This window comes from Monashia sp. HAY1-2A (assembly GCF_056755315.1).
The window spans coordinates 36,126-47,465 of the sequence record NZ_JBNDHY010000012.1 but is presented as its reverse complement, the minus strand read 5'-3'; the positions used below and the strand labels follow the sequence as shown (position 1 = coordinate 47,465).

Here is an 11,340-nt window from a genome sequence, read left to right as displayed (position 1 = left end):
CGGCCGGTCCGGCCGTCATCGGCGGCCGGCCCCGACCACGTCCGAATCACGAAGGACTGACACACCATGGCCAAGGAACTGCGCTTCAACAAGGACGCCCGACGACTGCTCGAGTCCGGCGTCAACGCCCTCGCGGACGCCGTCAAGGTGACGCTCGGACCGAAGGGACGCAACGCCGTCCTCGAGAAGCTGACCGGACCACCGACGATCACGAACGACGGCGTCACCATCGCCCGCGAGATCCAGCTCCGGGAGCCGTTCGCCAACATGGGCGCCCAGCTCGTCAAGGAAGTGGCGATGAAGACCAACGGTGTCGTCGGTGACGGCACCACGACGGCCACCGTGCTCGCCCAGGCGATGGTCCGGGAGGGGCTTCGCGCCGTCGATGCCGGCGCCAACCCCATGCGGGTGCGCCGGGGCATCGAGCGGACCGTGCCCGTCGTCGTCGAGACCCTCACCGGTTGGGCGGCCGACGTGGGTGGCCCGGGCGACCTGCGCCACATCGCCACGCTGGCTGCCAGCGACGACGAGTCCATCGGTGACGCCGTCGCCGAGGCCGTGGGCAAGGTGGGCCGGCGAGGCATCGTCACGACCCAGGAGTCGGACACGCTCGGCCTGTCCGTCGCGGTCGTCGACGGCATCGAGTTCGACCACGGTTACATCTCCGGCTACATGGTGACCGACCGGGAGCGGATGGAGACGGTCTACGACAACCCGCTCATCCTGCTGACGAACAAGAAGATCAGCCAGGTGCAGGAGATCATGCCGACGGTCGAGGCGGCCAAGCGCGCCGACCGGCCACTCGTCGTGCTCGCGGAGGACGTCGACGGGCCGGCGTTGCAGCTGCTCGTCGGCGGCAACATGCACCAGACGATGCGCTCGGTGGTGGTGCGCGCGCCCGGCTTCGGGCACCGGCGCGTGGCCGAGCTGGAAGACCTCGCCATCGCGCTCGGGGGCCAGGTCGTCGCCAAGGACACCGGGCTCGAGCTCTCGGAGGTCGCGCTCGAGCACCTCGGAGGATGTGACCGGATCACCATCACCGAGGAGTCGACGACGATCGTCGGCGGCCACGGCGACCAGACCCAGGTCGAGTCGCGGATCCGCCAGCTCGAGACCCAGTTCGAGCGGGCCCGGATCGAGGCGGACCAGGACAGCCTCCAGCTGCGCATGGCGCGGCTCTCCGGACAGGTGGCCGTCATCCGGGTGGGTGGTGCGACGAGTGTCGAGCTCAAGGAGCGGATGCTGCGAGTCGAGGACTCGCTCGCTGCCACGCGTGCTGCTCTCGAGGAAGGCATCGTTGCCGGCGGAGGGACGGCCCTGACGCAGGCCCACGATGCCGTGTCACGCGTCGAGCTCACGGGTGACGAGGCGGTCGGGCGCGAGGTGGTCCGACGGGCCCTGTCCGAGCCCCTCCGATGGATCGCGATCAACGCCGGCTTCGACGGCGACGAGGTGGTGCACCGGGTCGCGACCCTGCCCGTGGGCCACGGGTTCAACGCCCTCGACGGCGCCTACGGCGACATGTTCGACTTCGGCGTCATGGACCCCCTCAAGGTGACCCGGGCGGCCTTGGAGAGCGCGGCGTCCATCGCAGCGCTGCTCATCACGACGGAGACCGCGATCGTCGAGGAGGTCGACGTCCATCCAGGGGCCATCATGGCTCCGGGCTTCGGTGACCTCGCCGAGGGCATGGTCCGCCCCAGCAACATCTACTGAGGCGTCGAGATGGCGCACGGGTCGTCACTTCTCGTGACCCTCCTGCAGGGCGCGGCCGTTCTTGTACCGGTGGCGCTGCCGCGCCTCGTCTGGTCACGCGTCCAGCAGCGCCGTCTCAGCTTCCTGCTGTTGCAGGGGCCTCACGACGGCGGGCTCTAGCCGACTCATGGCGAAGCCGCCCCCACCCTCGCCGGGTGGGGGCGGCTTCTTCGCACGTCCGGAGCGCTCCGGGGAGGCCCGCCAGCGAGCGGAACGACGTCACCCAGCCTGCTGCTGCTTGCGGGCGCGGACGGCTGCGCACTCCGGGCACCGGCCTCGAAAGAGCATCTCTATCCGCTCGACGACGAACCCTTCGGTGTCGTGCATCGCGTCGGATGGCCAGGGGGTGGGAGCGACCTCCGCGACGTGCGTCCGTGCGCAGTCACGGCAGACCAGCTTCTCGGAGCGAGGCGTCTCGAGCATGGCTCCACGCAACCATCGGGCGCACCGAGCGGCACCATGCCTTCTCAGGTTGAGACGGCTGGTGTCCCGAGGTCTGGGCGCGACCTGTCGATCTGTCTCAATCGCAGACGCCGGCACGAGTCAACGAGCCCGGGGCGCGATGCTGTCTGCCATGGGTGATCGCCTGATGCAGGCTACGCGCGTCGAGGAACGCTCTCCCGAGCACGGGCTCGGCGGCACGTTGAGGACGCCCAGAACCTTCGTGCCTGCGCTGCTCGCCGCGATCGCCTATGTCGACCCCGGCAACTTCGGCGTCAACATCAGCTCGGGCGCCCAGCACGGCTACGCCCTCGTCTGGGTCGTCGTCTTCGCCAGCTGCTCGGCGATGGTCATCCAGTACCTCGCCGCGAAGCTCGGGATGGTCACGGGGATGAGCCTCGCCGAGCACAGCGCCCGTCGATATCCCGGTGTCGGCCGGCTGCTGCTGTGGGCCCAGGCCGAGATCGTCGTCATCATGACCGACCTCGCCGAGATCGTCGGTGGCGCCATCGCGCTCCACCTGCTCTTCGGGCTTCCACTCATGTGGGGGGCCGTCGTCGTCACGCTGTTCAGCTTCGTCGTGCTGTTCCTCAGGGTGCGCGGCCGGAGCCACTTCGAGTCCGTCGTACTCGTCCTGCTCGCGGTCATCATCGGCTCGCTGCTGTGGCAGGTGCTCGTCGCCGACGTCGACCGCGTGCAGCTGCTCCGCTCCGTCGTGCCCAGCCCGCTCCAGTCATCTGCCGCCCTGCTCGCCGTCGGCATCGTCGGTGCCACCGTCATGCCACACGCCCTGCACTTCCACTCGGCCGCCTCGCGCGCGCGGGACGACGCCACGCTGGAGCCGACGCGGCAGAGGAGGATGCGGGCGGGCCGCCAGACAGTGCGCTCCGTCGTCGTCGCCATGACCATCGCCGGCGTGGCCAACATCAGCCTCGTCGTCTTCTCGGCCGCGCTGCCGTCCGAGGCCGGCTCGAGCATAGAAGCGGCGTACACAGCCCTGGGGGCCAACGCCGGCCAGCTGGCTGCGACGATCTTCGCGCTCGCCCTGCTGGCCGCGGGTCTGGCATCAACCCTGGTCGGCGTCCAGACCGGAGATGTCGTCATGCAGGGCTTCGGCCGCCGACCGATCGCGCCCCTGCCTCGCCGCCTGCTCGCCGTCATCCCGGCTCTCGTCATCCTCGGCGTGGGTGTCGAACCAACCGATGCGCTCGTCTGGAGCCAGGTCGTGCTCTCCTTCGCCCTCCCGGGAACGCTCGTGCCATTGCTGCTCTTCACGTGCGACCGCCAGGTCATGGGCGTCCTCGCCAACCACCGCATCACGACCGTCGTGGCATCGCTCATCACCGCCGTCATCGTCGGCCTGTGCGGCTATCTCGTGGCCACCGGACTCTGACTCCTGCCCGAACGCGGTTCGTCTACGGGCAAGGGTCGGCAGGCCTGTTCCGCGGCGCTTTCTCGGCACTAGCGAGCAGGCCGGTCAAGAAGGTGGGATCAACATTGCCTCCGGACACCACCGCCACCGCTCGTCTGGGACAAGCGCCTGACCCCGGTGGCCCGCCCCGGCGACGCCGCGTCCAGCGGGACCCTCACCGGCGCCGCGTCCACCGGCGCCGCGTCCACCGGCGCCGCGTCCACCGGCGCCAGGGTCACCTGACGACCCGTGCTACCTCGGCCGGCACAACCAGGTCTACGCCCCGCCTCGCGAGCTGCTGCAGATCCTGCCCGGCGTCGAGTAGGCCGAGATGCCCCGCTCGAAGGAGACCTCGTTCTGCTGCGGCGCCGGCGGGGCCCGGATGTGGATGGAGGAGAAGCTCGGCACCCGGATCAACACCAACCGCACCGCCGAGGCCCTGGCCACCGGCGCCGACCGGATCGCCGTCGGCTGCCCCTTCTGCAAGGTCATGCTCACCGACGGCGTCAACGCCGCCGTCCAGGACGGCACGAAGGCCGAGGGCGAGGGCGAGGTCGTCGACGTCGCCCAGATGCTCCTAGCGGCCGTCCGCCGCGGCAACGAGGGCGGCGAGCACATCGAGATCAACGCGGAAGGCCCAGGCTCAGGGGCGGAAAAGAGCAGGCCGCAGGGCACGCCGCGAGAGAGCGTGCTTGGCCCAGCGGCAGATGGGCCGAGGTTACGGTTTGGCGGGCGACGTCGGATCTGCCGGCAGGGCGGTGGGGACCGTCGCCGAAGGCTCATTTCACTCGATCCGGCGGTCGGCAGCGGAGACGCCGGTCAGGGCCTCTCGCCTGTACGTGGTTCGGGTATGTGTCGCCGCCACCGCTGACTCCGACGCTTCCTGTGGCAGGGCTGCCCACATCCGTCGCCAGGAGTTGGCGGCGCGCCCGCTCGACAGCGGATCGGATCCGCGCGGCGCTGGCCTGGTGGTTCAGCGGAATGACACGCACCCGAGGCCGGAGCGGCCTGCCCCTCGGCGCTCTGAACGTCGTGTTCCGCCCGGCGGCACGCGGCAATGGAGAGTCGCCCACCCGCGCAGCACGCTGGGCCGCGGGCGCTTGGCACGCGCAGCAGACAACGACAAAAGGTACTGATGAGACGCGAGGGCAGCAGATGGTGGGCACCGTGTCGAGCGGGGCACGGGAGAAGATGGCCGCCCCAGTCGGGATCGCCGCAGTCACTCCCGCGCTCTTGCCGCCCCCTCGCAGCGGCGCTCGGGCAATCCTGCTCGCATCGCTGGCCCTCCTGTCGATGATCTCGCCGTTCGCGACGGACATGTACCTTCCGTCCTTCCCGCGGATCGCCGTCGAGCTGTCGACCGTGCCCTCAGGTGTCCAGCTGACCCTCACGACCTTTCTCGTCGGCGTGGCTCTCGGTCAGCTCTTCTTCGGCCCGTTTTCGGACCGCCGCGGGCGCAAGCGACCCCTGGTCGGGGGTTCCCTGGTGTGCGTGGTCGCCTCCTTCGTGGCGGTCTACGCGCCGTCCATCGAGGTCCTGCTCGCCGCGCGCCTCTTCCAAGGGTTCGGAGGCGCCGCCGGGATCGTGATCGCGCGCGCCATCGTCGCAGACCTGTTCCGCGGGGCGGAGGCGGCGAGCATCTTCAGCGTGCTCGCTGTCCTCGGTGGGCTCGCACCGATCGTGGCCCCGGTCACTGGGGGATTGCTGGCCGGTCCGGTCGGGTGGCGCGGAGTGCTGGGAGTGCTGGCCGGCCTGACGGTCGTCATGAGCCTCGTCGCAGTGTTCGTCGTCCGCGAGACCTCGCCGGCGCAGCGTGGCAACGCGGCATCCTCGGTCACTTCCCATTCGTCATCGTCTGCGGGAGTCGCGAAGAGCCCCAACCTCGGGATGGTGCTACGCCGTCCCGGCTTCGCGGCGTACGCCCTCGTGAAGACGTTCAGCTTCGCCATCCTCATGGGATACATATCGGCGTCGCCCTTCATCTACCAGGACTACGTCGGTGTCGGCGAGCTTGCAGGAGCGGCCCTGTTCGCGCTGAACTCGCTCGCGATGATCGGTGCCAATGCGGTGAACGCGCGACTCGTGCGCACCCGGGGCCCGGCCTACATGCTGCGCGTGGGACTGGTCCTGCTCACGACCGCAGTCGTCGCCCATTCGCTCATTGTGTTCCTGGCGGCGTCGCCGCGGATCCTCGTGCCCGTCTTCGTGCTGCTTGTGGGCAGCATGGGGCTCATCTTCGGCAACTCGATCGGACTTGCGATCGCCCACGTTCGCGATGCGGCCGGGTCCGGATCTGCCGTCATCGGCTTCGGGCAGTTCGTCGCCGGCGCAGCCGTCGCACCCCTGGTCGGGCTCGGGGCGCGAGCCACCCCGGTCCCCATGACCGTGCTGTTCATCGCTGCCACCGGTGCGACGTGGGTGTGTGCCGTCGTGGCGAAACGCGTCGGCGCGCCTGTCGACTGAAGAGCCGGTCCTCGGGGGGCGTTCCACGAGGTGGCACGACCGGCTCGGCAACCTCAGGCGCCTGAGCGATGCTGCTTGGAACGCCGGTGTCGAGCCTGACGCCGGACTGACACCGCTACGAGGAGTTGGCCGATGACCACCACGACTGTGGAACTGACCGAGCAGAGCACCAGCCGCACGGTCGAGACGCCCAGCGGCACGATCCACTACAACGAGGCGGGGGAAGGGCATCCCCTGCTCCTTCTGCACGGCAGCGGTCCGGGTGCCACCGGCTGGAGCAACTTCGGCCCCAACCTGAAGGCGCTGAGCAGGCAGTTCCGGGTCATCGCAGCGGACATGCCGGGCTGGGGCAAGTCCTCGCCCGTCACCTACGAGCGTCGCGACCACGTCGCTGCGGTGCGAGACCTGCTGGATGCGCTTGGCATCGACAAGGCGGCCATCGTCGGCAACTCGATGGGCGGCGCGACGACGTTGAAGTTCTCGGCGGTCCACCCCGAGCGGGTGTCCCACCTGGTGACCATGGGAGCCGGTGCAGGCGGAGCTCGCCTCTTCTCCCCGAGCGACGGCCCATCCGAGGGACTGAAGATCCTCAACCAGGGCTACCTCGAGCCGTCGGTCGAGGTCATGGCGAAGCTGGTCGACATCATGACCTACGACAGCGGTAGCAAGAGCGACGCGCTGGCCAAACAGCGTTACGACAACGCCACCGCCAACCGCGAGCACCTGCAGAACTTTGCCGCGGGGATCGGCAAGCCCCGCCGCGGGACGGCCACCGACGAGGAGCTGGCCAGCATCGCGGCCCCGGCCCTCATCGTCCACGGCCGTGACGACAGGGTCGTCGGCTACGAGCACAGCCTCAAGCTCGTGACAGTCATCCAGAACGCACGGCTCGTGCTGTTCAACCGTTGTGGACACTGGGCCCAGCTCGAGCACGCCGATGAGTTCAACCGGCTCGTGGCCGACTTCGTGGCCAACAACTGACCGGACGACAGTGAGAAGAGGGCAACACCGCGATGAACACCGTGCTCGACCGCGTTGAGGAGCTGGCCGTCTTCTTGCAGGAGCAGGCGGAGGAGGCCGACGACCTGGGTCGCCTGCCCGACGAGACGCGCAAGCGTCTGGAGGACACCGGGGTCATTCGCATGCTGCAGCCCAAGGACTTCGGCGGCCTGGAGAGCTCGCCGGTCGAGTTCTTCGAGACGGTCCTGGCGATCGGATCCCGGCATGGGTCCTCGGGTTGGGTCGCCGGCGTCGTCGGGGTGCACCCGTTCGAGCTCGCGGTCGGCACGAGGGAGATGCAGCAGGAGATCTGGGGCGAGGACCCGGATACGTGGGTGGCTTCGCCCTACGCACCCTTCGGCCGCGCTCGTCCCGTCGACGGGGGCTTCCTCTTCAGCGGACGCTGGCCGTTCTCCTCCGGCACGGACCTGTGCGACTGGGTCGTGCTGGGCGGCATGGTCACCGATCAACAGGGCGAGGTCACCGAGCCCAACCCGGTCAGGCACTTCATCGTGCCGCGCTCCGACTACGAGATCGTCCAGGACTCCTGGCAGGTCGTCGGCCTCCGAGGTACGGGCAGCAAGGACGTCATCATCAAGGATGCGTTCGTCCCCGCCCACCGGGTGATCGACCCCACGGACCTCGAAACGGGCGCCGCAGCGGAACAGGCCGGACGGGCGGACGTGCCCCTCTATCGGATGCCGTTCCACACGATGTTCAGCGGCACGATCGCCTGCGCGACCCTCGCCCTGACGGAGGGTGCGCTCGCGGCTTTCGTCTCGCACAGCCGGTCCCGGGTGAGCCGGGCAGGTCACCAGGTCAGCCAGGACCCGCACCAGCTGGCCGCACTCGGCGGGGCGGCGTCGGACATCCAGGCCAGCCGGGTCCAGTTCCTCTCCGACATGGAGCGGCTCTGGGACCTGGCCCAGCGCAACGTCCCGATCGACGTGGCGGTGCGGGCGGAGGTCAGGAGGAACCAGGTGCGGGCAGTCCGACGCGCCGTGGACGCCGTGGACCGCATCGTGGCCCACGCGGGTGGTCACGCCATGCGTCTGGACAATCCGATCCAGCGGTTCTGGCGCGACGCGCACACCGGGCTGGCCCACGCCTCCAACGTCGCCGACCCCGTCTACGCGGTCTACGGCCTCAACCTGTACGGGCACGACCTGCCCCCGGGTACACGCCTCTGAACGGGGCCGGAACGTCCTGTCGATGGCGGTGAAGAGCTGGCCCGGGCCTCAGGCCCGGGCCAGCTCTTGGTTCGTCGTGGTGTCGTGCGCAGCGAGTCGCGTCCGGCCGGCGGCCTCAGGACGGCGACCGGGCAATGGCCTCAGGACACCTGGGACATGTTCAGCGCGTAGGCGCTGCTCACTCCGCGGGCGGCGTGACGCACGTGCGACTCGATGCGCCGCCAGCTCGTGCCGTGGGGCGGGCCCGACGCAGAGATGGCGGCGACGACCCGTCCCTCGACGATGACCGGGGCGGCGACGCAGGTGAGCCCCAAGGTCCCTTCCTCCCGGTCGTAGGCCACCCCGGCTTCACGGATGCGGCGCAGCTCGCGCACGAAGCGGCCCGGCTCCGTGATGGAGTTGCGGGTGCGGCGGGGCAGGCCTGCCTCGACGACCGCACGGACGGTCGCGCCGTCACTGAAGGCCAGCATCGCCTTGCCCAGGCCGGTGCAGGAGGCCGGGAGCCGGGCTCCGGGCACCGTCACCAGACGCACGGGGTTGCCCGCGTGCACCTTCTCGACGTAGACGATGTCGGTTCCCTCGAGGATCGCCAGGTGCGCCGTCAGGCCGGTGTTGATGTGCAGCTCGCTCAGGTCGTGGATGGCCACGTCACGCAGGCCGTGCGGGCGACAGAAGCCGACCCGGCTGCCGAGCTCGAACAGGGACAGGCCCAGCCGGTACTTGGCCCCCGACCGCGCGACGAATCCGGCGCGCTCGAGGTCACCGAGGAGCCGGAAGGCCGTGGACTTCGGCATGCCGGCCCGGCGGGCCAGCTCACTGACGCCGAGCTCCGGGATGGTGCCGCGGAACGCGGCCAGCAGCTCCAGCGCCTTGCCCACTGACGTCATCTGCCGGTCGTCGCACTCCGGGGAGACGTCCTGCAGCGGGCTTCGGACGGAAACGGTCATCGGTTCTCCTTCGCCACGACACCTCGTCGTCGAGATGCGCTCGTCGTCACAGTCCCAGCCGTTCGGCTCAATGGGACGTGCGTCCCATTATGCGGAACTCTGCAGAGAGGTGGAGGAGTATTCCGCATGGTGAGGCAAAGCAGTTCCCGGGGCGCCGACGCGTGTCACCGTCATGTTCCGAAGGACGGCACGAGACGCATCCGTGATTGCCACAGGCGTGGCGATCATGACTGCGGCGAGGTCGCCGACCTGCCGACGTCAACGTAGACGAGATGACACCGGGCCCAGCGGGCGCCGAGTAAGGAAACGATCATGGTCACAACAGGTAGAACCCGCCGGGCGGTTGTCGCGCTCGTCGCGATCACCTCGGTCAGCCTCGCCAGCGCCTGCAGTTCCGGTTCCCAGGCCGCGACCGGCACGGGCGGCGGTGTCGAGAAACCGGACATCTCCGTGGCGGTGTTCCCGAGCTTCAACGCCTTGGGCGCACAGGCGGCCAACGCCGACGGCACCTTCAAGGCCGAGGGCCTCAACGTCACGCTGACCAAGGTCGCGACGCCGGCCGAGGGCATGCCCCAGCTGCTCGGCGGCAAGGTCCAGTTCGCGCTCATGGACATGACGGTCCCGGCGGTGGCCCGCAGCAAGGGCGTGCCGCTCGTGCTCGTCGCGCCGGGCGCCAAGGGCACGCCCCCCAAGGACGGCTTCGGAGTCGGCAACCTCTGGGTGAGGGCCGGCAGCCCCATCAAGACGATGAAGGACGTCCAGAATGCCACGTTCGGCATCCCTCAGATCAACAGCCAGATCTGGGTGGACATCCGCTCGGCGGTGGACGAGGCGGGCGGCGACTCCTCGAAGATCACGTTCGTCGAGGTGCCCAACACCCTGTCGGCCCTCAAGGCCGGCAACGTCGACGTCACCACGACCTCCGAGCCGGCCGGGACCGCGGCCCTCGGGGACAGCTCCATCCACCGGCTGGCGGGCTACACCGCCGCCGGCGCGGACCTCGCCTACGCCTACGTCACCACGAAGGAATTCGCGCAGCAGAACCCCAACACCGTCAAGGCGTTCGAGCAGTCGATCCTCAAGGCCAACTCGGCAGTGAACGCCGACCCGGCCAAGCGCGTGCAGGTCGCCTCGACCTACGTGAAGGCGCCCAAGGCGCTGCTCGAGAAGGCGCACTACCCGGAGTTCGGCACGGAGCCGATCAGCCCGTCGTCGGTGCAGACGGCCCTCGACCGCCTGGTCAAGTACGGCCTGCTCGAGCAGGCCAAGGCCCCCAAGGCGGCCGACCTGATCGTCGCCGGCCAGTAGATCGCAGCGGCCCGGGAAGGAAGGAGACTCGCGATGGCGCGATCGGAACCCCAACGCGCGAGCGCCGGCTGGCGCCTGTCCCGGCAGGTGGCGGCGGTCCTCATCGCCCTCGTCATCTGGCACCTGTTCGCCGTCGGCCCGGGTCGGGCAGCAGACGTCCCGACGCCGTGGCTCACCCTGACCACGGCGATGGAGATGGCCAGGACGGGTGACTACTGGACCGCCGTCGGCAACACGCTGCTCACGGCGAACCTCGGGCTCCTGCTGTCCATCCTGGTCGGTGTGCCGCTCGGACTCATCAACGGGTCCAGCCGCAAGGTGGCCCTCAGCTCCCAGTTCGTCGTCGACTTCGGCCGGACCATCCCGGGGGTGGCCATCCTGCCGCTCGTCCTGCTGCTCTTCGGCGGCACCCGCGCGATGGCCCTGATCCTGGTCATGTTCGGCGCCGTCTGGCCGATGCTGGTGCAGTCCACGTACGCCGTGCAGCAGGTGTCGCCGCAGCTGCGCCAGGTCAGCGCGGCGTTCCACCTGAGCCTCACCGACCGGATCAGGACGGTCTACCTGCCGAGCGCCATGCCCTTCCTGACCACGGGGCTGCGCATCGCCGCGACGATCAGCCTGCTCCTGGCCATCTCGGCCGAGTTCCTCGGCGGGACGGACGGCCTGGGACGCAACCTGTTCAACGCCCTGACGGTCAACAACCCCGACGAGATGTTCGTGTACGCCTTCACGGCGTCCCTGCTCGGGGTCGCGCTCAACCTCATCCTGCTCGCCGCGCAGCGTCGGATCCTGTGGTGGCACCCCTCCCAGCGAGAGAGAGCCTGAC

Annotated in this window: 10 protein-coding genes and 1 pseudogene; 9 read left to right on the top strand and 2 right to left on the bottom strand. The window is 69.5% G+C overall.

The features are described from left to right. The first annotated feature begins 66 nt into the window (after positions 1 to 66). Both groL and ACPYOM_RS03335 read left to right on the top strand, forming a co-directional pair. The gene (groL, locus tag ACPYOM_RS03340) at positions 67 to 1,716 is read left to right on the top strand and encodes a chaperonin GroEL (RefSeq protein ID WP_481341255.1); all 1,650 of its coding nucleotides are present in this window, start codon (positions 67 to 69) and stop codon (positions 1,714 to 1,716) included. Positions 1,717 to 1,725: 9 nt separating this feature from the next. After that, positions 1,726 to 1,875, top strand: coding sequence for a hypothetical protein (locus ACPYOM_RS03335; protein ID WP_481341256.1), 150 nt, complete (start codon positions 1,726 to 1,728; stop codon positions 1,873 to 1,875). A 99-nt stretch (positions 1,876 to 1,974) separates the two neighbouring features. Here the strand turns inward: ACPYOM_RS03335 and ACPYOM_RS03330 are convergent, their stop codons facing one another. After that, positions 1,975 to 2,178 (bottom strand): hypothetical protein, encoded by a 204-nt coding sequence (locus ACPYOM_RS03330; protein ID WP_481341257.1) that lies wholly within the window; start codon positions 2,176 to 2,178, stop codon positions 1,975 to 1,977. 151 nt (positions 2,179 to 2,329) lie between these two features. Here ACPYOM_RS03330 and ACPYOM_RS03325 point away from each other — a divergent pair, with 151 nt between their 5' ends. The 5 genes and pseudogenes from ACPYOM_RS03325 to ACPYOM_RS03305 all read left to right on the top strand — a co-directional run bounded on the left by ACPYOM_RS03325 (position 2,330) and on the right by ACPYOM_RS03305 (position 8,259). Further along, the gene (locus tag ACPYOM_RS03325) at positions 2,330 to 3,589 is read left to right on the top strand and encodes an Nramp family divalent metal transporter (RefSeq protein ID WP_481344878.1); all 1,260 of its coding nucleotides are present in this window, start codon (positions 2,330 to 2,332) and stop codon (positions 3,587 to 3,589) included. Between the two features lie 129 nt (positions 3,590 to 3,718). Continuing rightward, positions 3,719 to 4,478 (top strand): annotated as a pseudogene (locus ACPYOM_RS03320) ((Fe-S)-binding protein); the annotation flags it as partial. Between the two features lie 284 nt (positions 4,479 to 4,762). Continuing rightward, positions 4,763 to 6,070: a multidrug effflux MFS transporter gene (locus ACPYOM_RS03315; RefSeq protein ID WP_481341259.1), complete on the top strand. Its 1,308-nt coding sequence runs from the start codon at positions 4,763 to 4,765 to the stop codon at positions 6,068 to 6,070. 132 nt (positions 6,071 to 6,202) lie between these two features. Beyond that, positions 6,203 to 7,051, top strand: a complete 849-nt coding sequence (locus ACPYOM_RS03310; protein WP_481341260.1) for an alpha/beta fold hydrolase — start codon at positions 6,203 to 6,205, stop codon at positions 7,049 to 7,051. A 32-nt stretch (positions 7,052 to 7,083) separates the two neighbouring features. Further along, a complete protein-coding gene (locus tag ACPYOM_RS03305; protein WP_481344877.1) occupies positions 7,084 to 8,259 on the top strand; it encodes an acyl-CoA dehydrogenase family protein in 1,176 nt (391 codons plus the stop codon). Positions 8,260 to 8,399: 140 nt separating this feature from the next. Here ACPYOM_RS03305 and ACPYOM_RS03300 read toward each other — a convergent pair whose 3' ends face one another. Beyond that, on the bottom strand, positions 8,400 to 9,206 hold the full coding sequence (locus ACPYOM_RS03300; protein WP_481343219.1) for an IclR family transcriptional regulator: 807 nt from the start codon (positions 9,204 to 9,206) through the stop codon (positions 8,400 to 8,402). A gap of 312 nt (positions 9,207 to 9,518) precedes the next feature. Between ACPYOM_RS03300 and ACPYOM_RS03295 the strand changes: the two genes are divergently transcribed. Beyond that, on the top strand, positions 9,519 to 10,514 hold the full coding sequence (locus tag ACPYOM_RS03295; protein ID WP_481343218.1) for an ABC transporter substrate-binding protein: 996 nt from the start codon (positions 9,519 to 9,521) through the stop codon (positions 10,512 to 10,514). A 33-nt stretch (positions 10,515 to 10,547) separates the two neighbouring features. Continuing rightward, positions 10,548 to 11,339 carry an ABC transporter permease gene (locus tag ACPYOM_RS03290; RefSeq protein ID WP_481343217.1) on the top strand — a complete coding sequence of 264 codons (792 nt, stop codon included), beginning with the start codon at positions 10,548 to 10,550 and terminating at the stop codon, positions 11,337 to 11,339. Position 11,340: the final 1 nt, after the last annotated feature.